The sequence below is a fragment of the Streptomyces sp. NPDC110618 genome, from assembly GCF_055657065.1.
The window spans coordinates 173,764-196,341 of record NZ_JBVKBN010000004.1 but is presented as its reverse complement, the minus strand read 5'-3'; the positions used below and the strand labels follow the sequence as shown (position 1 = coordinate 196,341).

The 22,578-nt window shown below is 73.0% G+C and carries 22 protein-coding genes; 6 read left to right on the top strand and 16 right to left on the bottom strand.

Annotated features, from left to right (window positions below; translation table 11 throughout):
- Positions 1 to 54 precede the first annotated feature (54 nt).
- The 4 genes from groL to ACZ7L7_RS09750 all read right to left on the bottom strand — a co-directional run bounded on the left by groL (position 55) and on the right by ACZ7L7_RS09750 (position 4,016).
- Positions 55 to 1,680 (bottom strand): chaperonin GroEL, encoded by a 1,626-nt coding sequence (gene groL, locus ACZ7L7_RS09765; protein WP_285510582.1) that lies wholly within the window; start codon positions 1,678 to 1,680, stop codon positions 55 to 57.
- Positions 1,681 to 1,802: 122 nt separating this feature from the next.
- The gene (gene groES / locus ACZ7L7_RS09760) at positions 1,803 to 2,111 is read right to left on the bottom strand and encodes a co-chaperone GroES (protein ID WP_015658413.1); all 309 of its coding nucleotides are present in this window, start codon (positions 2,109 to 2,111) and stop codon (positions 1,803 to 1,805) included.
- Between the two features lie 301 nt (positions 2,112 to 2,412).
- Positions 2,413 to 3,126 carry a polysaccharide deacetylase family protein gene (locus ACZ7L7_RS09755; RefSeq protein WP_453605003.1) on the bottom strand — a complete coding sequence of 238 codons (714 nt, stop codon included), beginning with the start codon at positions 3,124 to 3,126 and terminating at the stop codon, positions 2,413 to 2,415.
- Entirely contained in the window at positions 3,123 to 4,016 is an 894-nt protein-coding gene (locus tag ACZ7L7_RS09750) for a polysaccharide deacetylase family protein (protein WP_472075464.1), read from the bottom strand. Before ACZ7L7_RS09750 ends, ACZ7L7_RS09755 begins: the two co-directional genes overlap by 4 nt.
- A gap of 135 nt (positions 4,017 to 4,151) precedes the next feature.
- Between ACZ7L7_RS09750 and ACZ7L7_RS09745 the strand changes: the two genes are divergently transcribed.
- Entirely contained in the window at positions 4,152 to 5,315 is a 1,164-nt protein-coding gene (locus ACZ7L7_RS09745) for a class I SAM-dependent methyltransferase (RefSeq protein WP_472075462.1), read from the top strand.
- A gap of 173 nt (positions 5,316 to 5,488) precedes the next feature.
- Here the strand turns inward: ACZ7L7_RS09745 and ACZ7L7_RS09740 are convergent, their stop codons facing one another.
- From ACZ7L7_RS09740 to ACZ7L7_RS09720, 5 genes are all read right to left on the bottom strand, one after another.
- Entirely contained in the window at positions 5,489 to 6,748 is a 1,260-nt protein-coding gene (locus ACZ7L7_RS09740) for an RNA polymerase sigma factor (protein WP_472075460.1), read from the bottom strand.
- Between the two features lie 44 nt (positions 6,749 to 6,792).
- Entirely contained in the window at positions 6,793 to 7,149 is a 357-nt protein-coding gene (locus ACZ7L7_RS09735) for a YciI family protein (protein WP_471591760.1), read from the bottom strand.
- A 111-nt stretch (positions 7,150 to 7,260) separates the two neighbouring features.
- Complete coding sequence (locus tag ACZ7L7_RS09730; protein ID WP_453604998.1) at positions 7,261 to 8,304, bottom strand: LCP family protein; 1,044 nt, start codon at positions 8,302 to 8,304, stop codon at positions 7,261 to 7,263.
- Positions 8,305 to 8,376: 72 nt separating this feature from the next.
- Positions 8,377 to 9,753 carry a glycoside hydrolase family 10 protein gene (locus ACZ7L7_RS09725; protein WP_472075458.1) on the bottom strand — a complete coding sequence of 459 codons (1,377 nt, stop codon included), beginning with the start codon at positions 9,751 to 9,753 and terminating at the stop codon, positions 8,377 to 8,379.
- Between the two features lie 90 nt (positions 9,754 to 9,843).
- Positions 9,844 to 10,908 (bottom strand): LacI family DNA-binding transcriptional regulator, encoded by a 1,065-nt coding sequence (locus ACZ7L7_RS09720; RefSeq protein ID WP_285510590.1) that lies wholly within the window; start codon positions 10,906 to 10,908, stop codon positions 9,844 to 9,846.
- A 122-nt stretch (positions 10,909 to 11,030) separates the two neighbouring features.
- On the opposite strand from ACZ7L7_RS09720, the gene ACZ7L7_RS09715 reads away from it, so the two are divergent.
- On the top strand, positions 11,031 to 13,325 hold the full coding sequence (locus tag ACZ7L7_RS09715) for a beta-xylosidase/alpha-l-arabinosidase (protein WP_472075456.1): 2,295 nt from the start codon (positions 11,031 to 11,033) through the stop codon (positions 13,323 to 13,325).
- 79 nt (positions 13,326 to 13,404) lie between these two features.
- Here the strand turns inward: ACZ7L7_RS09715 and ACZ7L7_RS09710 are convergent, their stop codons facing one another.
- From ACZ7L7_RS09710 to tsaB, 4 genes are read right to left on the bottom strand one after another with little or no spacing between them, the layout of a single operon-like run.
- The gene (locus tag ACZ7L7_RS09710) at positions 13,405 to 13,662 is read right to left on the bottom strand and encodes a hypothetical protein (RefSeq protein WP_285510592.1); all 258 of its coding nucleotides are present in this window, start codon (positions 13,660 to 13,662) and stop codon (positions 13,405 to 13,407) included.
- Complete coding sequence (gene tsaD, locus ACZ7L7_RS09705; RefSeq protein WP_285510593.1) at positions 13,659 to 14,744, bottom strand: tRNA (adenosine(37)-N6)-threonylcarbamoyltransferase complex transferase subunit TsaD; 1,086 nt, start codon at positions 14,742 to 14,744, stop codon at positions 13,659 to 13,661. The genes ACZ7L7_RS09710 and tsaD overlap by 4 nt, the downstream gene beginning before the upstream one ends.
- Positions 14,737 to 15,210 (bottom strand): ribosomal protein S18-alanine N-acetyltransferase, encoded by a 474-nt coding sequence (gene rimI, locus ACZ7L7_RS09700; protein ID WP_285510738.1) that lies wholly within the window; start codon positions 15,208 to 15,210, stop codon positions 14,737 to 14,739. The genes tsaD and rimI overlap by 8 nt, the downstream gene beginning before the upstream one ends.
- 17 nt (positions 15,211 to 15,227) lie before the next feature.
- Complete coding sequence (gene tsaB, locus ACZ7L7_RS09695) at positions 15,228 to 15,884, bottom strand: tRNA (adenosine(37)-N6)-threonylcarbamoyltransferase complex dimerization subunit type 1 TsaB (RefSeq protein ID WP_285510594.1); 657 nt, start codon at positions 15,882 to 15,884, stop codon at positions 15,228 to 15,230.
- 108 nt (positions 15,885 to 15,992) lie between these two features.
- On the opposite strand from tsaB, the gene ACZ7L7_RS09690 reads away from it, so the two are divergent.
- Complete coding sequence (locus ACZ7L7_RS09690) at positions 15,993 to 16,547, top strand: hypothetical protein (RefSeq protein WP_285510595.1); 555 nt, start codon at positions 15,993 to 15,995, stop codon at positions 16,545 to 16,547.
- Between the two features lie 384 nt (positions 16,548 to 16,931).
- Here ACZ7L7_RS09690 and tsaE read toward each other — a convergent pair whose 3' ends face one another.
- The 3 genes from tsaE to alr are packed head-to-tail and all read right to left on the bottom strand — an operon-like array spanning position 16,932 to position 19,849.
- The gene (tsaE, locus tag ACZ7L7_RS09685) at positions 16,932 to 17,438 is read right to left on the bottom strand and encodes a tRNA (adenosine(37)-N6)-threonylcarbamoyltransferase complex ATPase subunit type 1 TsaE (protein ID WP_285510596.1); all 507 of its coding nucleotides are present in this window, start codon (positions 17,436 to 17,438) and stop codon (positions 16,932 to 16,934) included.
- Positions 17,410 to 18,627, bottom strand: coding sequence for an alpha/beta fold hydrolase (locus ACZ7L7_RS09680; RefSeq protein WP_285510597.1), 1,218 nt, complete (start codon positions 18,625 to 18,627; stop codon positions 17,410 to 17,412). The genes tsaE and ACZ7L7_RS09680 overlap by 29 nt, the downstream gene beginning before the upstream one ends.
- Positions 18,628 to 18,670: 43 nt before the next feature.
- Positions 18,671 to 19,849, bottom strand: a complete 1,179-nt coding sequence (gene alr, locus ACZ7L7_RS09675) for an alanine racemase (protein ID WP_453604984.1) — start codon at positions 19,847 to 19,849, stop codon at positions 18,671 to 18,673.
- 95 nt (positions 19,850 to 19,944) lie between these two features.
- Here alr and ACZ7L7_RS09670 point away from each other — a divergent pair, with 95 nt between their 5' ends.
- The 3 genes from ACZ7L7_RS09670 to ACZ7L7_RS09660 all read left to right on the top strand — a co-directional run bounded on the left by ACZ7L7_RS09670 (position 19,945) and on the right by ACZ7L7_RS09660 (position 22,578).
- Complete coding sequence (locus ACZ7L7_RS09670) at positions 19,945 to 20,316, top strand: holo-ACP synthase (protein WP_285510599.1); 372 nt, start codon at positions 19,945 to 19,947, stop codon at positions 20,314 to 20,316.
- 22 nt (positions 20,317 to 20,338) lie between these two features.
- A complete protein-coding gene (locus ACZ7L7_RS09665; RefSeq protein ID WP_285510600.1) occupies positions 20,339 to 21,766 on the top strand; it encodes an NAD(P)H-hydrate dehydratase in 1,428 nt (475 codons plus the stop codon).
- A gap of 323 nt (positions 21,767 to 22,089) precedes the next feature.
- Entirely contained in the window at positions 22,090 to 22,578 is a 489-nt protein-coding gene (locus ACZ7L7_RS09660; protein ID WP_285510601.1) for a hypothetical protein, read from the top strand.

Genomic DNA, 22,578 nt, shown 5'->3' with positions numbered 1-22,578 from the left:
AGCCCGAAGGCCCGGCACCTTACGCGGGTGCCGGGCCTTCGGTGACGGAGTACGTCAGTGAGCGTGGCCGTGACCGTGACCGGCGGCGGCGGGCTCCTCCTCTTCCTTCTTCTCGACGACCAGGGTCTCGGTCGTGAGCAGCAGGGAGGCGATGGAGGCGGCGTTCTCCAGGGCGGAGCGGGTGACCTTGACCGGGTCGATGACGCCGGCCTTGATCAGGTCGCCGTACTCGCCGGTGGCGGCGTTGTAGCCGCTGCCCTTCTCCAGGTCGGCGACCTTGGAGACGATGACGTAGCCCTCAAGGCCCGCGTTCTCGGCGATCCAGCGCAGCGGCTCGACGACGGCGCGGCGGACGACCGAGACACCGGTGGCCTCGTCGCCGGACTTGCCCAGGCCGCCCTCCAGCACCTTCGCGGCGTGGACGAGCGCGGAGCCACCACCGGAGACGATGCCCTCCTCGACCGCGGCGCGGGTCGCGGAGATGGCGTCCTCCAGACGGTGCTTCTTCTCCTTCAGCTCCACCTCGGTGGCGGCGCCGACCTTGATCACGCACACGCCGCCGGCCAGCTTCGCGAGGCGCTCCTGGAGCTTCTCGCGGTCCCAGTCGGAGTCGGTGTTCTCGATCTCGGCCTTGATCTGGGCGACGCGGCCCTGGACGTCCTCGGACTTGCCGGCGCCGTCCACGATGGTGGTGTCGTCCTTGGTGACGGTCACGCGGCGGGCGGTGCCCAGCACGTCCAGACCGGCCTGGTCGAGCTTGAGGCCGACCTCCTCGGAGATGACCGTGGCGCCGGTGAGGACCGCCATGTCCTGCAGCATCGCCTTGCGGCGGTCACCGAAGCCGGGGGCCTTGACCGCGACCGCGTTGAAGGTGCCGCGGATCTTGTTGACGACCAGGGTCGACAGGGCCTCGCCCTCGACGTCCTCGGCGATGATCAGCAGCGGCTTGGAGGAGCCGGCCTGGATGACCTTCTCCAGCAGCGGCAGCAGGTCCTGGATGGAGGAGATCTTGCCCTGGTTGATGAGGATGTACGGGTCCTCCAGGACGGCCTCCATGCGCTCCTGGTCCGTCACGAAGTACGGCGACAGGTAGCCCTTGTCGAAGGCCATGCCCTCGGTGAAGTCCAGCTCCAGACCGAAGGTGTTGGACTCCTCGACGGTGATGACACCGTCCTTGCCGACCTTGTCCATGGCCTCGGCGATGAGCTCGCCGACCTGCTGGTCCTGGGCGGACAGCGCGGCCACGGCGGCGATGTCGGACTTCTCGTCGATCGGGCGGGCGGAGGCGAGCAGATCCTCGGAGACGGCGGCGACGGCCGCGTCGATGCCCTTCTTCAGCAGCGCCGGGGAGGCGCCCGCGGCGACGTTCTTCAGGCCCTCGCGGACCAGCGCCTGGGCCAGCACGGTGGCGGTGGTGGTGCCGTCACCGGCGATGTCGTTGGTCTTGGTCGCCACCTCCTTCACCAGCTGGGCGCCCAGGTTCTCGTACGGGTCCTCGATCTCGACCTCGCGGGCGATGGTGACACCGTCGTTGGTGATGGTCGGCGCGCCGAACTTCTTGTCGATGACGACGTTGCGACCCTTGGGGCCGATCGTCACCTTGACCGTGTCGGCCAGCTTGTTGACGCCGCGCTCAAGGGCGCGACGGGCGTCCTCGTCGAACTTCAGGATCTTCGCCATGACAGCGGGAGCCCTCTCGGAAATCTGTGGGTGTAAACGGCACTGCGCCCCGGCGCCCGGCTTCTGAAAACGGTCGCGGGGGCCAGGGGCGCAGCGTCAAGCATCAAAGGCTTGAGGTGGACTTACTTCTCGATGATCGCGAGCACGTCGCGGGACGAGAGGACGAGGTACTCCTCGCCGTTGTACTTCACCTCGGTGCCGCCGTACTTGCTGTACAGCACGATGTCGCCGACCTTCACGTCGAGCGGCAGGCGCTCGCCGTTCTCGAAGCGGCCCGGGCCCACGGCGAGGATGACGCCCTCCTGGGGCTTCTCCTTCGCGGTGTCCGGAATGACCAGGCCAGAGGCCGTGGTCTGCTCGGCGTCCAGCGGCTGGACCACAATGCGGTCCTCAAGCGGCTTGATGGCAACCTTGGAGCTGGCGGTCGTCACGATCCGACCTCCCCCTTCGGAGATCTCACGGGGTTAACTGTCTGAGGTGGCGACCAGGTGGATCCGTCGTCGCGGGTGCCGGACCTGCCCGTCGCGTATTTGGCACTCTCCAGGGGGGAGTGCCAGACCCGAGACTATGACCGCGATTAGCACTCGGTCAAGCGGAGTGCCAATTCGCTGCGCTGGCGTGGCTCGGGGCTGCCGTACCCCGGGTTCGGGTGGCCGTCCCCGGGGGCTGTGCCCCCGCACCCCCCTGTCGGCCTGCACGGCCTCGTCCTCGGGCGCCGGACGGGCTGAGGGGCTACAGGTAGCTTTCCAGGTTCGCCGGCCGCAACTTCCGTTCCCGGATTTCCTTCAGCAGGCGTCTCGTCCGCTCCACCAGGGGCAGGCCCGTCGGGTCGTCGGAGGGTACGGACACGATGTCGCCGGGGTTCAGGTGGCGCGGGCCCTCGGGGTAGGTCAGGGTGCCGTCGGCGTTCATGACGGCCCGCCAGCGGACCACCGCCGCGATTCCGCAGCTCGCCGCCGCGCGCAGGGTGGTGGTGTCGTAGAGGCCGTGCGGGGGGCGGAAGAGGCGGGGGCGCACCCCGAAGCGGGAGCGGAGCTTGTGCTGCTGACCGCAGATCTCGGCGCGCTGGGCGGCGTAGGGCAGTCCGCGCAGGGTGGTGTGGTCGAGGGTGTGGTTCTGGAGCGAGGCGCCGACCTCGCGCAGGCGCGCGAAGTGGGCGTAGCCGGGGCCGACGACGCTGTCGGTGAGGAACACGGCGACCGGGAGCCGCTGTTCGCGGACCAGGCCGATGAAGCGGGGGTCCTGTTCGGCGCCGTCGTCGACGGTGAGGAAGACGACCCTGTCGTCTGTCGGGACGCGGTCCACCACCGGGGGCAGGCGGTGCCTGTAGGGCTGGGGGGCGCGGGCCGAGGGCTCGCCGGGGCGGTCGGAGCCGTCGGCGGAGGCGGCGCAGCCGGTGAGGAGTGCGGCGGTCAGCAGGGCGGCGAGCGGGCGGGCGGGCCTCACAGGTAGTCCTCCAGCCGGGCCACCGCGTATCCCTCGGCGGTGACGCGGTTCAGGAACCGGCGGATCATGTCGGGCATCGTGCCCTTCCAGTGCTGCTTGCCGCGGAAGTGGGTGAGCACGATGTCGCCGGGGTGGATGTCCTGGTCCACCTCGCGGTACTCCCAGCGGTCGACGAAGACCTCCGCGTTCCACAGCGGTACGTGGGTGATGCCGCAGCTCTTGGCGGCGCGCAGGGTGGCGCGGTTGTAACTGCCGAAGGGGGGCCGGAAGAGTGTGGGCCGCTTTCCGTAGCGCTCGGTGATGACGTCCTGCATGCCGCAGATCTCCTGCCTCTGGCGGGCGTAGGACAGGCCGGGCAGGTAAGGGTGGTGCAGGGTGTGGTTGTTCAGGCGGACGCCCGCACGATGCATCCGTTCGAAGTACCCGTAGTCCTCCTTGACCAGGTAGTCGCTGAGGAAGGCGGTGTACGGGATGTTCAGCTCGGTCATCATGCGCAGGAACGCCGGGTCCTTCTCGGCGCCGTCGTCGACGGTGAGGAAGACGACCTTGCGGTCGGTCGGGACGGTGGTGAAGACCGGCGGGAGTCCGTCCTCGACGTGGTTGTCGACCTCGAAGCCCCTGCGGGTGGTGATGCGCGGCTTCTTCGCGGGCGGCGGCGGGGCGGCGAGCGGGGTTCCGGCCAGGCCCCAGCGGTTCGCGGCGGCGGCGCGGGCCACGGCGGAGGCGTGCAGCCGGTTCGCGTAGGCGTCCAGGGCCCGGGCGGGCGGGGCGAGCAGGGGCTCGCGGCCGGGGGCGGGGTGGGCGCGCGGGCGGGCCGGGCCGGTGTTCTGCACACAGCCCGAGGCGATGGCGGCGACGGCCAGCGCGGCGAGTCCACCGCGTACGCGCATCGCCCGGCGCGACCGGTTTTTATCATTTTGTACTACTACTCGCATGGGGCCGGATCCTCCCAGGCGGCTCCGCCGTTCCCCGGCCGACACCGCCACGGCGGGCGTACGGTCCACCGACTGGCCCACAATGAGCCGGTGAACGACCTCACTCCCCTCCTCACCTCCGAGGGCCGCGCCCTCCTCGACGCCGTGCGCGGCACCGCGCCCGCCGACGAACTCGCCGTCGCCACCCGGCTGCGCCGCGACCACCCCGCCGCACTGGTGTCGGCGGCGCTCGGGCAGGCCCGGCTGCGGCAGCGGGCGGCGGCGAAGTTCGGGGAGGAGGACGCCTCGCGGATGTTCTTCACGCCGAACGGGGTCGAGCAGTCGACGCGGGCGAGCGTGGCGGCGTACCGGGCGGGGCGGCTGCGGGAGCTGGGGGTCTCCTCGGTCGCCGACCTGTGTTGCGGGATCGGCGGCGACGCGATCGCGCTGGCGCGGGCCGGGATCCGGGTGCTCGCGGTGGACCGGGACCCGGTGACGGCCGCCGCCGCCCGCGCCAACGCCGGGGCGCTGGGGCTCGCCGACCTCATCGAGGTGCGCGAGGCGGACGTGACGGAGGTCGACACGTCCGGCTACGACGCGGTGTTCGTGGACCCGGCCCGCCGCTCGTCCAGGCGCGGCCGGATCTTCGACCCGGAGGCGTACTCGCCGCCCCTGTCCTGGGCGGTGGAGGCGGCGCTGAAGGCACCCCGGGCCGCGTTGAAGATCGCCCCCGGCATCCCGCACGAGGCGGTCCCGGCCGAGGCCGAGGCGGAGTGGATCTCCGACGGCGGGGATGTGAAGGAGGCGGTGCTCTGGTTCGGCACCGCGCCCGGCACGGTCCGCGCGACCCTGCTGCCCGGCCCGCGCACCCTGGTCTCCCGGGGCCTGCCCAACCCCGAAGTCCGCCCCGTCGCCCGCTACTTGTACGAGCCCGACGGCGCCGTCATCCGCTCCCACCTGGTCGCCGAGGTCGCCGAGGAGCTCGACGCCGGCCTGATCGACCCGACCATCGCCTACGTCACCGCCGACACCCTGCGCCCCACCCCGTACGCCTCCGCCTACCAGATCACCGACCAACTCCCCTTCAACGTCAAGAAGTTGAAGGCCCTCCTCCGGGAACGCGAGGTGGGCACCCTCACCGTCAAGAAGCGCGGATCGGCGGTGGAACCGGAGGAACTGCGCAGGAAGGTCAAGCCGCAGGGGCCGAACGCGGCAACGGTCTTCCTGACCCGGGTGGCGGGGGCACCGACGATGCTGCTCGGCCACCCGACCTGAGCCCGGCGCGCCCGGGCGGCCGACGGCGCGGCATCGCGAAGGCGCCCGCACGGGCGGGCCTCCGCAGCACGGCGCGGCCACGGCAGTCGTGCCGCTGGGCGCGGGCGGCTCGCCCCGGGCGCGTCTGCGGCAGCGGCCCGGTGCTACGCCCCGCCGCGCGAACCCCTGCCGCCTCAGACCTCTCGCGCCCTGCGCAGCAACAGCTCCCGTTCCCTGGCATTCCGCGTCAGCGCCGCCGCCCGTTCGAACTCCGCCCGCGCCTCCTCGGTGCGGCCCAGGCGGTACAACAGGTCGCCCCGGACGCTGGGGAGCAAGTGGTAGTCGCGCAGGGCGGGTTCGTCGGTCAGGGTGTCGACGATCCCCAGGGCGGGGGCCGGGCCCTGCGCCATCGACACCGCCACCGCCCGGTTGAGTTCCACCACCGGGGACGGGGCCCGGGCCGCCAGCAACGCGTACAGGGTCGCGATGCTCTTCCAGTCCGTCTCCTCGTACCGGTACGCGTGGGTGTGGCAGGCGGCGATGGCGGCCTGGAGGGTGTAGCGGCCGCGCGGGGCGCCGGCGGCCGTGGCCTCGGCGCGGGACAGGGCCTTGATGCCGCGGGCGATCAGCATGCGGTTCCAGCGGCGGCGGTCCTGGTCCTTCAGCAGGACCGGTTCGCCGTCGGGGCCGGTGCGGGCGGCGGCGCGGGAGGCCTGGAACTCCAGGAGCGAGGTCAGGCCGTGGACCTCCGGCTCCTTGGGCATCAGCGCGGACAGGACGCGGGCCAGGCGCAGGGCGTCCTCGCACAGGGACGGCCGCAGCCAGTCGTCGCCCGCCGTGGCGGCGTACCCCTCGTTGAAGATCAGGTAGATGACGTCCAGGACGGAGTCGAGGCGGGCCTCGCGGTCGGGGCCGTAGGGGACCTCGAAGGCGACGTTCTTCCGGGCGAGGGTGCGCTTGGCGCGGACGATGCGCTGGGCGACCGTCGGCTCGGGGACCAGGAAGGCGCGGGCGATCTCGGCCGTGGTCAGGCCGCCGAGCAGGCGCAGGGTGAGGGCGGTGCGGGCCTCGGTGGACAGCACCGGGTGGCAGGTGGTGAAGACCAGCCGGAGCAGGTCGTCGTCGATGTCGCCGGGCCCGGAGGGCTCCTCCGGCGGCACCGCCTCGGACAGGTCGCGGCCGATCTCGGCGAGCTTGCGGGCGTAGGTCTCGCGGCGCCGGACCAGGTCGACGGCCCGGTGCCGTGCGGTGGTCATCAGCCAGGCGCCGGGGTTGTCCGGCACCCCCTCCCGCGGCCACTGCTCCAGCGCCGCGACCAGGGCGTCCTGGGCCAGTTCCTCGGCGAGGCCGACGTCCCGCACGATCCGGGCGACGGCGGCGACGATCCTCGGCGACTCCATCCGGAAGACGGTCTCCACGGCGCCCCGGGGGTCGGGGGTGGGCTGTGTGGTCACAGCCCACCATGCAACACCCCTCGGGCCCGGTCGGCCAAGGACGCTCAGCCCTCGGCGATCTCCCGCACCTCGCAGGTGACCGTCCAGTGCGGCTCGTGGACCTTCAGGAACCGCTTGGTCCACTCGATCGCCTCGGCCCGGTCCTTGCACTGCATGATCGCGTAGCCGCCGATGACCTCCTTGGCCTCGGTGAACGGCCCGTCCGTGACCGTGGTGCCGCCGCCCGCGTAGTGGACCCGGACACCCTGGACGGTGGGGGTGAGACCGGCGGTGTCGAGCAGCACCCCGGCCTTCGTCATCTCCTCGATCAGCTCCCCCATGCGCTGCATCAGCTCTTCGCTGGGGCCCTCGGCGGGTGCGGTCCGCTCGTCGATCTTCACCAGGGACAGATAGCGGGGCACGGTGACTCCTCGGGTGTGCGGCGGCCGGGTCCTTCCCGGCCTCTCACCTGTGCGTCGAACAGTGACGCCCCGGATCGACACACACCCAAAGAATTTCTCTCGGCTACCCGTTCAGCGCAGCGACTCCCACAGCTCGCTCGCCTCCGGCTCGTCGGCCACCACCCGGTTGGGGTCCGACGGCGCCGGTACGACCGGCAGGGTCACGGTGGTCACCGCGTCCGCCGACAGCCCGCTCAGGCTGCGCCCGAGCCGGGTCAGCTCGGTCAGGGAGTCCAGGCCGGTGTCGGTGGTGAGGCTGCCGGTGACCGCGTCGGCGACCCGGTACAGCTTGGCCGGGTCGGTGAGCAGGTCGGTCGCGGAGACCTGCTCAAGCAGGGCCTTCACCAGGTGCTGCTGGAGCTCTATGCGGCCCAGGTCGCTGCCGTCGCCTATGCCGTGCCGGGTGCGGGCGAGGGCCAGGGCCCGCTCGCCGTCGAGATGGTGGGTGCCGGCCTCCAGGGTGAGGTGGCTGTCCTCGTCGTCGATGTCCTCCTCGGTGGTGACGGTGACTCCGCCGAGCGCGTCCACCAGCTTCGCGAAGCCCGCGAAGTCGATCTCGATGTAGTGGTCCATGCGCACCCCGGTGACCGACTCGACCGTCTTCACCGCGCACACCGGCCCGCCCACCGAATAGGCGCTGTTGAACATGGAGTTGTAGGCGATCGCGGTCGAACCGCCGTCCTCAAGCGGGCAGGACGGACGCGTGACCAGGGTGTCGCGCGGAATGCTCACCACGGTCGCCGTGGACCGGCCGGGGTCCAGGTGCACCACCATCGCCGTGTCGGAGCGCCCGCCCTCGCTGTCCCCGCCGCCGAGCGCCTGGTTCTCGGCGCCGCTGCGCGTGTCGGAGCCCAGCACCAGGATGTTCAGCGCCTCGGTGGGCAGTTCCTCGGTGGAGGCCGAGGGCGTCGGCGTCGCCTTCAGCGGCCGGTCGTCGCCGAGCGCGCTGTTGATGTCGACGCTCTTGATGTTGTCGTTGAGCTGCCAGTACGCCCAGCCGGCCGCCCCCACGGCCAGGACCAGCGCGCCCGCGAGGGTGAGGCCGGCGATCCTCAGCACTCTCGACCGCCGGCCCGCTCGTCTGCCCTCGTCCCCGTTCGTCACGTCTGCGGTCACCCGAAGAACGTAAGTCCGAATTGTTAAGGCGATGTCAGCACGTGGACGTTTCTTGAGAAATTCTCAGATTTCTCATCCCACCGTCACCACGGGCACCGGATTGCTCCCGCTCCACGTCCCGTTGAACCCGAACGTCACCGAACCCCCGTCCGGCACCGTCCCGTTGTAGGAGGCGTTGGAGCAAGTCACCGCCGCACCCGACTGGTTGCAGGTGGCGTTCCACGCCTGGGTGATCCGCTGCCCGGCTCCGTAGGTCCAGTCGACCTTCCACGACGACAGCGCGGCCCCGTCGCAGGCGATCCGCACCTGCCCGGTGAACCCGGTGTTCCACTGGTTCACGATGCTGTACGTCGCCGTGCAGGCGTCGGCCGGCGGAGTCGTCGTACCGCCGAGGGCCTCCGCGATGGCGTAGTACGCCGGTTTCGGCGCGTAGTTCTCGTCGTACGGCGTCGCCGCGCCCTGTCCGGGGAAGGTGTCCGGGATCCAGGAGTCGGAGTCGGTGAAGCCCCACACCGTGACGCCCACGCAACGGTCCACGGCCACGCAGGCGTTGACGACCTGCTTGTACTCGGCGGCCTGCTGGGCGAGCTTGCCACTGTCCGAGGGCAGGTTCATCCGGATGTCCAGCTCGGTGATCGCCACGTCCACGCCGAGGTCGGCGAAGCGCTGGATGTTCTGCTGGAGCGTGGACGGCACCTGGCCGAGGATGAGGTGGGCCTGGAGACCGACGCCGTCGATCGGGACGCCGCGCGCCTTGAGGTCCCTGACCAGGTTGTACAGGGCGGTGGACTTCGCGTTGACGCCCTCGACGTTGTAGTCGTTGATGTAGAGGTCGGCGCTCGGGTCGGCGGCGCGGGCCGCGGTCAGCGCCTCGGCGATGTAGTCGGCGCCGAGGCCGTTGTACCAGAGGGTCTGCCGGTAGGTGCCGTCCTCGTTGAACGGCTCGTTGACCACGTCCCAGGTGGCCAGCCGGCCCCGGTAGCGGCCGACCTCGGTGGCGATGTGGTCGGTCATCAGCTGCCGCAGTTCGGCGGCGGTCCAGGTGCCGTTGGTCAGCCAGTTCGGGTTCTGGCTGTGCCAGACCAGGGTGTGGCCGCGCACCTGCTGGCCGTTGGCCTCGGCGAAGTCGACGATGCGGTCGGCCTCGGCCCAGTCGAAACTGCCCCGGGTGGGCTCGACGGAGCCCCATTTCATGGCGTTGCCGGGGGTCAGCGCGTTGAACTCGCGGGCGGTGATCTCCCCGTAGGTGCCGGTGAGCCTGGAGCCGGTGACCGCGGTGCCGATCACCTTGCCCTTGGCGTCGGCGAGGTCGCGCAGGGGTGCGTCGGCGGCGTGCGCGGCGGGTGCCGGTAACAGCAGCCCGCCGAGCAGCGTGACGCCGGTGAGGGCGCCGGTCAGGGCGCCGGTGACGCGGGAAGCCAGGGTGGAGCCCGTTCTCAGAGATCTCATTGCGGGTGCCTCCGAAAGTTTCGGTCGTACAACCGACAGGCTTCGGGAAGTGTGGGGGTCACCCAGAGCACCCGTCAATACACGGATCCCTCACTTCGCGGGCGGCACCGCCGTACTGCTGCGCACCACCAGGCTCGTGGCCAGCTCCACCCGGGTCGCCGCCGGATCCCCGTCCGCCTTGGCCAGGTCCAGCACCAGCCGGGCCGCGGCTTCGGCCATCTCGGTCAGCGGCTGCCGTACGGTCGTCAGCGGCGGCCCCACCCAGCGGGCGACCGGCAGGTCGTCGAAACCGACGACGCTGAGGTCCTCGGGGATGCGCAGGCCCAGTTCGCGCGCCGCCTCGTACAGGCCGAGCGCCTGGAGGTCGTTGCCGGCGAACACGGCCGTCGGCCGGTCCGGGCCGCGCAGCAGCTTCAGGCCCTCCTTGTAGCCGGTCTCGTGGTGGAAGTCGCCGGGCCGGATCAGCGCCGGATCGACGGGCAGTTCCGCCGTCTCCAGGGCCGCCCGGTAGCCGTCGATCCGGGCGCGGCTGCACATCATCCGGGACGGTCCGGTGATGGCGCCGATCCGGGTGTGGCCGAGCTCGACCAGGTGCCGGGTGGCGGCGAGGCCGCCCTGCCAGTTGGTGGCGCCGATGGAGGGTACGTCGGTGCCGGGGTCGCCCGCCGGGTCCATCACCACGAACGGGATGGAGCGGCTGGTGAGCAGGGCGCGCTGGGACTCGTCCAGGCCCGAGAGCACCAGGATCACGCCGTGCGGGCGGCGGGCGGCGACCTGGTCGGCCCAGGTCCGGCCGGGGGTGAGGCGGCCCATGCTCTCGCTGAGCACCACGCTCAGACCGGCGTCCCGGGCGACGTTCTCCACCCCCCGGATCACCTCCATCGCCCACGCGCTCTCCAGCTCGTGGAAGACCAGGTCGATCAGGGGCGAACGGCTCGCCTCGGCGCGGCGGCGGCGGTAGCCGTGGGCGCGCAGCAGCTCCTCGACGCGGCTGCGGGTCGCCGGGGCGACATCGGCCCTGCCGTTGAGGACCTTCGAAACAGTCGGCGCCGAGACGCCGGCCTCGCGGGCGATCTCGGCGAGGGTCGCGGTCTGCGCGGAGCGACCTTTCGCACGGGCTGTCGTCCGGGTTTCAGCGGGCTCGGAGGGTGTCATGGCGGCGATCGTATCCCTGCGCCCCCTCTTGACGAACCCTTCTCACCGCGCCTAGGTTCCCGGAACATTCGAGGTGAATAGCGAAACATTCGTGAGAGGCCATCCGCCCCGACAGGAGTTTCATGACCACCGCCCCTTGGCGCGACCCCGCACTGCCCGCCTCCGCCCGCGTCGACGACCTGCTCTCCCGGATGACCCTTCAGGAGAAGACCGCCCAGCTCTACGGCGTGTGGGTGGGCTCGTCGACGGACGGCGGCGGGGTCGCCCCGCTGCAACGCGAGATGACCGCCGACTACGACTGGGACGAGCTGATCACCCACGGTCTGGGCCAGCTCACCCGCCCCTTCGGCACCGCCCCCGTGGACCCGGTCAAGGGCGCGCTGGCCCTGGCCCGCGCCCAGCGGCAGATCACCGCCGCCGGACGCTTCGGCATCCCCGCCGTCGCCCACGAGGAGTGCCTGGCCGGGTTCACCACCTGGCGGGCCACCGCCTACCCGGTACCGCTGGCCTGGGGCGCGAGCTTCGACGCGCCGCTCGTCGAGGAGATGGCCCGCAGGATCGGCGCGGACATGCGCTCGGTCGGCGTCCACCAGGGCCTCGCGCCCGTCCTGGACGTCGTGCGCGACCCGCGCTGGGGCCGCGTCGAGGAGACCATCGGCGAGGACCCGTACCTGACCGGCACCATCGGCACCGCCTATGTGCGGGGCCTGGAGTCGGCCGGGGTGATCGCCACGCTCAAGCACTTCGCCGGGTACGCCTCCTCGGCGGGCGCCCGCAACCTGGCGCCCGTGAGGGCCGGGACGCGCGAGTTCGCCGATGTGACCCTGCTGCCCTTCGAGATGGCGCTGCGCGAGGGCGGGGCGCGCAGTGTGATGGCCGCCTACACCGAGACCGACGGCGTACCCGCCTCCGCCGACCCCTGGCTGCTCACCGAACTCCTGCGGGAGGAATGGGGGTTCACCGGCACGGTCGTCGCCGACTACTTCGGCATCGGCTTCCTGCGCTCACTGCACCGGGTCACGGGCACCGACGCCGAGTCGGCGCACGCGGCGCTGCGGGCCGGCATCGACGTGGAGCTGCCCACGCTGAAGTGCTACGGCAAGCCGCTGGTGGACGCGATCCACGCGGGCGAGATCCCGGAGAATCTGGTCGACCGGGCGGTCCGTCGCGTGCTGCTGCAGAAGTGCGAACTGGGCCTGCTCGACGAGGACTGGGACCCGGAGCCCACCGAGCGCATCGACCTGGACTCCACCGCCGCGCGCGGCCTGGCCCGGCGGCTGGCCGAGGAGTCGGTGGTGCTGCTGGACAACCCCGACGGGGTGCTGCCGCTGGCCCCGGACACCCGGATCGCGGTCGTCGGCCCGCGCGCCGCGGACGCCCTGGCGATGCTCGGCTGCTACTCCTTCCCGTCCCATGTCCTCACCCACCATCCCGGCGTCCCCATGGGCATCGAGATCCCGACCGTGCTGGAGGCGCTGCGCACCGAACTCCCGGACGCCAAGGTGACCTTCGCCGAGGGCTGCGGGGTCTCCGACCCGGACACCGCGGGCTTCGAGGAGGCGGTGGCGCGGGCGTCCGAGGCGGACGTGTGCCTGGCGGTCCTGGGCGACCGGGCGGGGCTGTTCGGGCGCGGTACGTCGGGCGAGGGCTGCGACGTGTCCGACCTGCGGCTCCCGGGCGTGCAGGGCGAACTGCTGGACGCGCTCGTGGCGACCGGGGTCCCGGTCGTCCTGGTCCTCCTCACCGGCCGCCCCTACGCCCTCGGCCGCTGGCAGGGCCGCCTCGGCGCGGTCGTCCAGGCCTTCTTCCCCGGCGAGGAGGGCGGCCCGGCGATCGCGGGCGTGCTCTCCGGCCGGGTGAACCCCTCCGGGCGGCTCCCGGTGAGCGTGCCGAAGGAGCCGGGCGGCCAGCCCTGGACGTACCTCCAGCCTCCGCTGGGCCTCGCGGCCGAGGTCAGCAACCTGGACCCGACCCCGCTGTACGCCTTCGGGCACGGCCGCTCGTACACGTCCTTCGCCTGGGAGTCCGACGCGGCGGACGCGGAGATCGGCACGGACGGCTCGTACGACCTGACCGTCACCGTCCGCAACACCGGTGACCGGGCGGGCGCGGAGGTCGTGCAGCTGTATCTGCACGACCCGGTGGCCACGGTGACCCGGCCCGACGTCCGCCTGATCGGCTACCAGCGCGTGGAGTTGTCCCCCGGGGAGTCCGGCCGGGTGACCTTCCACTTCCACACGGACCTGTCGGCGTTCACGAACCGCGCGAACGAGAAGGTCGTCGAACCCGGGGTGCTGGAACTGCGGGTGGGCCCCTCCAGCGCGGAGGCCCGCCACACCACCCGCCTGACCCTGACCGGTCCGACCCGGACCCTGGGTCCGGACCGGCGGCTGATCTGCGAGGCGGAGGTGTCGTAGGGACCGGGGGAGGAGGGAGAGCGGCCGGGGGCCGGTACTCAGCCCCCGGCCGCTGCCTCGAAGCCGCGGAAGGCGGTGCTCAGCCCTCGGCCACCGACTCGAACCGCCACCGGTGCACCGGACGTGACACCAACTCGGGGTCGGGGTCGGGAAGATCGGGCAGGTCGGCGTCGAAGGCCGCGTCCCACCAGGTGATCACCAGGACCCGGTCCTCCGGGGCCCGGAAGGTCTCCCGGCGCAGGGGGGTCCCGGTGAGGGGCTGGCGGCGGGCCCAGTCCACGAGTTCCGCGCCCCGGCCCTCCGCCGCCCGCGCCTCCCACATCAGCGCGACCGTCATGAGTACAGGTTCTCCTTGCTGACCTCGTGCACGTGGTCGTGGCCGGGGACATGGGTGTCGGTCACCGGCAGGGAGGAGTCGGCGGAGAGGTCCCAGCTGGAGGCGGCCCGGTTGCGGGCGACCATCTCCGCGCCGAGCGCGGCGACCATCGCCCCGTTGTCCGTGCACAGCTTGGGCCGGGGCACCCGCAGCCGGATGCCGGCCGCCTCGCAGCGCTCCTGGGCCAGCGCCCGCAGACGGGAGTTGGCGGCGACGCCGCCGCCGATCATCAGGTGGTCGACGCCCTCGTCCTTGCAGGCCCGTACCGCCTTGCGGGTGAGCACGTCCACGACCGCCTCCTGGAAGGAGGCCGCCACGTCGCGCACCGGCACCTCCTCCCCCGCCGCCCGCCTGGCCTCGATCCAGCGGGCCACGGCGGTCTTCAGACCGGAGAAGGAGAAGTCGTAGGCGGGATCGCGGGGACCGGTCAGACCGCGCGGGAAGGCGATCGCGTTCGGGTCGCCCTCGCGCGCGTACCGGTCGATGACCGGGCCACCGGGGAAGCCCAGGTTCAGCACGCGGGCGATCTTGTCGAAGGCCTCGCCGGCCGCGTCGTCGATGGTGGCGCCCATCGGGCGGACGTCGGAGGTGATGTCCGAGGACAGCAGCAGCGAGGAGTGGCCACCGCTGACCAGCAGCGCCATCGTCGGCTCGGGCAGGGCGCCGTGCTCCAGCTGGTCCACGCAGATGTGCGAGGCGAGGTGGTTCACGCCGTAGAGGGGCTTGCCCAGCGCGTAGGCGTACGCCTTCGCCGCCGACACCCCGACCAGCAGCGCGCCGGCCAGACCGGGACCGGCGGTGACGGCGATGCCGTCCAGGTCCCGCGCGGAGACCCCCGCCTCCTTCAGCGCGCGGTCGATGGTCGGCACCATGGCCTCAAGATGCGCCCGGGAGGCGACCTCCGGCACCACACCGCCGAAGCGGGCGTGCTCGTCCACGCTGGAGGCGACGGCGTCGGCCAGCAGGGTCGTCCCACGGACGATGCCGACACCGGTCTCGTCGCAGGATGTCTCGATCCCCAGCACCAGGGGTTCGTCAGCCATGGATCTCGGTTCCTTGCACTGAGGTCGAAGGGTCGTTCAGACGCATCACGAGGGCGTCCACATTGCCGGGCTGGTAGTAGCCGCGCCGGAAGCCGATCGCCTCGAAGCCGTAGCGCTCGTACAGCTTCTGGGCGCGGATGTTGTCCACGCGGCACTCCAGCATCACTTCGGCGCACTCGAAGGCGGTGGCCGCGCGCAGCAGTTCGGTCAGCAGCCGCCCGCCGAGGCCGGTGCCCCAGTGGTCGCGGGCGACGGCGATGGTCTGGATGTCGGCGAGATCCCCGGAGGCGGCCAGGCCCGCGTATCCGACGATCCGTTCGCCCTCCTCCGCCACCACGTACCGCCGGGTCGCGGCCGGACCGCGCGCGTGGGCCAGCTCGGACCAGAACATCCCCCGGGACCAGGCGTCCTCGGGGAAGAGGTCCTTCTCCAGCTCCAGGACGGGATCGATGTCCCACCAGCGCATCTCGCGCAGCACCGCTGTCACTTCGGGGTGACCACCTTGTAGTTCTTGGGGACCTGGGCGTCGGGCCTGCGCAGGTACAGCGGTCTGGGCGCGGGCAGTTCCTCCCCGGCCGCCAGCCGTTCGGCGGCCAGCGAGGCGAGGGCGGAGGCGGAGACGTGCTCGGGCTCGTGGACGCTCGGGAAGGTCTCCGGGTACAGCAGCGCGCCCGCGCCGACTGCCGGGAGGCCCGCGACCCGGTCGGCGATCTCGGCGGGACGGTCGACCGCGGGGTCGGTCAGGCGGGTGCGGGAGTCGGCGTAGGTGGCCCAGTAGACCTCCTTGCGCCGGGCGTCGGTGGCCACGACGAAGGGGCCCTGGTCGATGTCGGCGGCGTAGGCGAGCGCGTCGAGCGTGCACACGCCGTGCACGGGCACGCCGAGCGCTAGGCCGAAGGTGTCGGCGGTCATCAGGCCGACCCGCAGGCCGGTGTACGGACCGGGTCCGGTACCCACGACCACGGCGGTGACGGCGTCGAGCTTCAGCCCGGCCTCGGCGAGCAGCCGGTCGACGGCCGGCAGCAGCAGCTCGCCGTGCCGGCGGGCGTCCACCTGACTTGAGGAGGCGAGGACTTCGCTGCCGTCGTGCAGGGCGACGGTGACGGCGGGGGTGGCGGTATCCAGAGCGAGCAAGAGCACGCGAACAGCCTACGGCTCCCCGCGCCGGGGCATCGCCGCACGGGAGGAGCGGTCACCGACTGCTACCGTCGCCGGGTAGCACGACGTACGGCGAAGAGGTGGGCGACGGTGGCAGGCAACAGCTCCGGGATCGTGGCCGGGCTCACCACGGCGGCGCTGGTGACGGTGGGTTTCCTGGCGTACCGGGCCGCGGAGAACGTACCCGCCGACCTCGGGCGGGACGCCCGGGACGCCGCCCCGGTGGTGGCCGCGTCCAAGGCGCCGCGCGACCGGAACAACCCCACCGCGCTGCCCTCCGGGTCCGGCACCGGCGAGCGGGTCGTCTACTCCCTGGACGACGACCGGGTGTGGCTGGTCGGCAAGGGCGACAAGGTCAAGCGGACCTTCGAGGTCACCCCCGGCTCGGTCAACCCGGCGCCGGGCGAGTACCGGGTCACCTCCCGCTCGAACAAGGTCAAGGGCACCGACGGCGTCCCCGTCGAGCACGTGGTCCGCTTCGCCAGCGTCGGCGGCGTGGCCGTCGGCTTCAGCGCGGCGGTGGACAGCACTCCCCCGGACCCGGACGGCCCCACCCTCACGGGCGGCATCCGCGAGTCCCGCAAGGACGGGGCGGCGATGTGGTCGTTCGCGACGATCGGCGCCAAGGTGGTCGTGATCCGCTAGGTCGTGTACGTGCCGGGCCTCAGGCGGCCCTGCGCTCCGGCGCGGCTTCGGGTTCCGGTGCGCGCGGTGGTGTCGATACGGCGGTCGCCGCGGCGGATGCCGCCAGTAGGTCGCGCATGGATACCGGGGGCACCGGGCGCGGGCGGGGGGCGTCGCGTTCCGTGACCGACATGGTCGCCTCCTGGGAGCCGGCGGCGGGCGTAGTTAGGTACACCTAACTACGGGCTGGGTACCATGTGACCACGCCCGGTACGGCGAACGCAATATTTTGCCGACGTCTTGTCGGAAAGTTGTCCCGGCGCTCAGGCGGACAGCCACCACGTCCCGACTCAGGCGGACAGCCACCACGTCCCGACTCAGGCGGACGGCCACCACGTCCCGACCTCAGGCGGACAGCCCGCCGAGTCCCGCCGCGGCCCAGCGCCCCCCGACCCCGGTGACCGTGACGTGCCGTACCTCGTCCGTGGTGTCGCCGACGGCCCGGTGGATGACGATCTGGAGCCGGTCCTCGGTCAGTTCCTCGACCTTGCCCTCGCCCCACTCCACGACGACCACCGATTCCGGCAGCGAGACGTCGAGGTCGAGGTCCTCCATCTCGTCCAGGCCGCCGCCGAGGCGGTAGGCGTCGACGTGGACCAGCGGCGGCCCGTCCCCGAGGGAGGGGTGCACCCGGGCGATCACGAAGGTCGGCGAGGTGACGGCGCCGCGCACCCCGAGCCCCTCGCCGAGCCCGCGGGTCAGCGTCGTCTTGCCCGCGCCGAGCTCGCCGCTGAGCATCACGAGGTCACCGGCGCGCAGCAGCTTGGCCAGTCGGCGGCCGAGCTCCCGCATCTGCTCGGGGGAGGTGACGGTCAGCTCGGTCTCAGCCGGGTTGTGCGGTGCTGCTTCCATAGCCACCCACCGTAGCGCCCGCGGGCACCGCACCCGCGCGGGTGAGCAGGTCGGCGAGACGGTCGGTGACCACTTCCGGGTGTTCCAGCATCACCAGGTGCCCGGCGTCCGGCACGAGCACCAGCTCGGCCTCGGGCAGCAGGTCGGCGATGGCCTCGCTGTGCTCGCTCGGTGTCACCAGGTCCTTGACCCCGGCCAGCACCAGCACCGGCAGGTCGGCGAAGTGGGCGAGCGCCTCGGTCTTGTCGTGGTCGGCGAAGGCCGGGTAGTACTCGGCGACCACGTCGATGGGCGTCCCCTCGATCATCCGCTCGGCGAACCGCACGACCGCGGGATCGACGTCCCGGGAGGCGAAGGAGTACCGCTTGATGATCCCGGCGAACAGGTCGGCGGTCGCCCGGCGCCCCTTCTCCACCAGCTCGGCCCGCTGCCCGAGCGCCTTCAGCACTCCGGGGAGCACCCGGCGCACGGCGTTGACGCCGGCCACCGGCAGCCCGAAGTTGACCTCGCCGAGCCGTCCGGAGGAGGTGCCGACCAGGGCGACGGCGACGACCCGGTCGCGGATCAGCTCGGGGTACTGGTCGGCCAGCGCCATCACGGTCATGCCGCCCATGGAGTGCCCGACGAGCACGATCGGCCCCTCCGGCGCGGCCGCGTCGATGACCGCCTTCAGGTCCCGGCCGAGCTGCTCGATGTCGACCGGCACCCCGTCCCGCACCTGCGCCGCGCCCCGCGCGGAGCGGCCGTGGCTGCGCTGGTCCCAGTGCACGGTCCGTACGACACCGCGCAGCGCCGCCCGCTGGAAGTGCCAGGAGTCCTGGCTGAGGCAGTAGCCGTGGCTGAAGACGACGGTGACCGGGACCGGGGCCTTGCGGCCGAACAGACGGCGCCGGCGCGGCGCGGAGCCGCCCTCCGGCTCCACGTCGTCGACCTCGTAGTACAGCTCGGTGCCGTCGTCCGCGTACGCCTTGCCGGGCTGCCCGCGCAGCGCCCCGTAGGGGCCCGCCGAGTCGAGTGCGAGCCGGGCCTTCTTGCGCATGCCGCGGCCGACGGTGAGCCGCTCTATGGCGACACCGGCGGCGGCGCCCGCGGCGACCACGCCTATCGCGGCACCGGCGATTCCGGTGGCGCGGCGCCAGTTCCCGGCGGAGGCGACGGCCGCGACGGCCTCCGCACTGCTCTCGCTCACCTAGCGCTCCTCCTCGCCGGACCGCAGCTCGCCCCTCGGGCGGTCAGTCGGCCTGTCGCTCGTTCAGATAGACGCGGGGGACCCGGGTTCCGATCCGGGTGACGATCTCGTACGCGATGGTCCCGGCGGCCTTCGCCCAGTCCTCGGCGGTGGGCTCGCCCGCGTCGCCGGGCCCGAACAGCACCGCCCGCTCCCCCGGTTCCGGCCGGTCGCCGCCGAGGTCCACGACGAACTGGTCCATCGCGACCCGCCCCGCGACCGTGCGCCACTTGCCGCCGACCAGGACCGGACCGGCGGAGGAGGCGTGCCGCGGAACACCGTCCGCATACCCCACGGGGATCAGCCCAAGAGTGGTTTCACCGGCGGTGATGTAGTGGTGACCGTAGCTGACGCCGTGGCCGCCGGGCACCTGCTTGACCAGGGCCACCGACGCGGACAGGGTCATGGCCGGCCGCAGCCCGAAGTCGGCGGAACTGCCCAACTCGGGGCTGGGCGAGATGCCGTAGACGGCGATGCCGGTGCGCACCAGGTCGAAGTGGCTGTCGGGGCGGGTGAGGGTGGCGGGCGAGTTGGCGATGTGCCGCACCTCGGGGCGCAGGCCCTGCTCCTCGGCGTACGAGACCATTGCGCGGAAGGCGTCGAGCTGGGCGTCGACGGAGGAGTGGCCGGGTTCGTCGGCGCAGGCGAGGTGCGACCACAGGCCGGTCACCTTCACCAGGCCCTCGGCCTCGGCGGCGAGCGCCGCGCCCACCAACTCGGTCCAGTCGTCGCCGGGCTGGCAGCCGCCGCGGCCGAGCCCGGTGTCGGCCTTGAGCTGCACCCGCGCGGGCCTGCCCGCCGCGCGGGCCGCGGCGGTGACCTCGTCCAGCGCCCACATGCCGCTCACGGACACATCGAGGCGGGCCTCGATCGCCTCCCGCCAGGGGCCGCCCGGCGTCCACAGCCAGCACATGATCCGCACGTCGTCCGGGAGCTGCCCGCTCGCCCTGAGGACCAGGGCCTCCTCGGGGGTGGCCGTGCCCAGCCAGGTGGCGCCCGCCTGGACGGCCGCGCGGGCGCAGGGGGCCGCGCCATGGCCGTAGCCGTCGGACTTCACGACCGCCATCAGCGCGGCGCCGGGCGCCAGGGCGCGCAGGGCCCGCACATTGGCGCGCACGGCGTCCAGGTCGATCTCGGCGCGGGCCCGCAGGGGCGCGGTCCGCAGGGCAGCAGTTTCAGTCATGGCGCCCCCAGTCTCTCAGAGGGGTCCGACAGCCCGGTCGAGCCCCGGCCGAGGCCGGCGGATCACGCCACGCCGACGGCCGTAGGGTGCTCGGCATGAGCATCATCGGGGTCGGAATCGACGTGGCGGAGATCGACCGGTTCGCGGCGTCCTTGGAGCGTACGCCGGGGATGGCGCGGCGGCTGTTCCTGGACAGCGAATTGCTGCTGCCGAGCGGGGAGCGGCGCGGGGTCGCCTCGCTGGCGGCGCGGTTCGCGGCGAAGGAGGCGCTGGCGAAGGCCCTGGGCGCCCCGGCCGGGCTGCACTGGACGGACGCGGAGGTGTACGTCGAGGACAGCGGGCAGCCCCGGCTGCGGGTGACCGGGACGGTGGCGGCGCGGGCGGCCGAACTCGGGGTGCGGTCCTGGCATGTGTCGCTCAGTCATGACGCCGGGGTGGCCTCGGCGGTGGTGGTCGCGGAAGGCTGAGCGGCACGAGAGACTCGACTCCATGCGTACTGCGTACAGCGTGGAGACGGTCAGGACGGCGGAACGGCGACTGATGGCGCGGCTGCCGGAGGGCGCCCTGATGCAGCGGGCGGCGGCCGGACTCGCCGCGAGCTGCGCGGACCTGCTCGGGCGGGTGTACGGCAGCCGGGTGGTGCTGCTGGTGGGCAGCGGCGACAACGGCGGTGACGCCCTGTACGCGGGGGCCCGGCTGGCCCGGCGCGGGGCCGGGGTGACGGCGGTACTGCTCTCCCCCGAGCGGGCGCACGCGGGCGGCCTCGCGGCGCTGCTCCGGGCGGGCGGCAGGGCGGCCTCGGGTCCGGCGGAGGAGCTGATCGAGCGGGCCGACCTGGTGGTGGACGGCATCGTGGGCATCGGCGGCAAGGGCGGGCTGCGCCCGGAGGCGGCCCGGCTGGCGGAGGCGGCCGAGCGGTCCCGGGCGGAGGTGGTCGCCGTCGACCTGCCGAGCGGCGTCGACCCGGACACGGGCCAGGTGCAGGGCGCGGCGGTACGGGCCGACCTCACCGTCACTTTCGGCACGCACAAGCCGGGCCTGCTGATCGACCCCGCGCGGGACCACGCGGGCACGGTCCGCCTGATCGACATCGGCCTGGAACTGCCGCGGGAGGCCGACGTCGAGGCCCTCCAGCACGCGGACGTGGCCCGGCTCCTCCCCCTCCCCGGCCCGGAGAGCGACAAGTACCGGCGGGGCGTGGTCGGCGTGGCCGCCGGTTCCGCCCGCTACCCGGGCGCGGCGGTCCTCGCGGTCGCGGGCGCGCTGCACGGCGGCGCCGGGGCGGTGCGGTACGTCGGACCGGCCGCGGACGCGGTCCTGGCCCGCTACCCGGAGACCCTGGTCTCGGACCGGGGCCCCACCAAGGCGGGCCGCGTGCAGGCCTGGGTGGCCGGCCCGGGCGCCGGGGACGACGCGGCGACGGTGGCGGAGGTCCTGGCGGCGGACGTCCCGGTCCTGATCGACGCGGACGGCCTCCGCCTCGCCGACCGGGAGACGGTACGGGCCCGCACGGCCCCGACCCTGATGACCCCGCACGCCGGAGAGGCGGCGGCCCTTCTGGGGGTGTCCCGCGAGGAAGTGGAGAGCGCCCGCCTGTCGTCGGCCCGCGAACTGGCCGCCCGCTACCGGGCGACGGTGCTGCTCAAGGGCTCGACGACCCTGGTGGCGGACGCGGAGGGCGGGCCGGTCCGCGTCAACGCCACCGGCACGTCCTGGCTGGCCACGGCGGGCAGCGGTGACGTGCTGTCGGGCCTGGCCGGGTCCCTGCTCGCGGCGGGCCTCGCACCCCTGGACGCGGGCAGCGTTGCGGCGTACCTGCACGGCCTGGCCGGACGCTACGCCTCGGACGGCGCCCCGGTGGGGGCGCAGGACGTGGCGCGGGCGATCGTACGGGCCTGGCGGGACGTACGGGACTGAGGGCCGGGGCGGGCGGTCGACCCCCGGCCCTGAGCGGAGCCGCATGTAGGGGTGCGATGCGTCGCCGCGGCAGGAAGGACAGGACGGGCGCGGAACACCGCTCGGCACCCATGCCCGCGTACGCGCCTGTCGGGGGCGGCGCGCCCGGCACGGGGGAACCCGCCGCCGAGGGCCGACGGCGAGGCCGAACCGCACAGGGCGCGGGCCGGTACGCACGGCGGGGGCGCGGGTGTCCGTGTCCCGCACCGGCTCGGCGGGGCGGCCGGACGGACCCCTCGTAAAAGCGCGTGCGTGGCGCCCCCGGCCGCACCTACCGTGCCTGTATGCGTGTCGTCTTCACCAAGGGCCCCGGAACCAGTTACGGCATCGCCGTGCACCGCGAGAACGGGCCCGCGCTGGCGCCGCGCAACGGGCCCGGTGGGCACCCGTATCTCCCGCACGACCTCGTGCACTTCGTCGTGGAGGCGGAGGCCGGGATCAAGCTCGGCGTCTACGGGCGGCTCGCCGCCGGGGACAACGGGCTGTTCTGGCCCGCCGATCCGGCGGAGCGGGCCAGGGCCAACCGGCGCCAGAAGTCCAAGCGGCCCAAGCCTTCGCCGGAGGCCAGTGCGGACATGGCGCGCTCGGAGGAGCTGGCGGGCATCGCCGTGCCGGTGTGGGAGGTGCGCAACGGGCACGCCGCCGAGCTGCCCGCGTATGTGGCGAAGCGGGAGATCCCGCCGCTGGTCGACCGGATCGTAGCCCGCCTCGCCGAGTACGCCGAGCGGTGGCACGCGCTGCCGGTCGGCGGCACGCTCACCCTCGACTGGTGA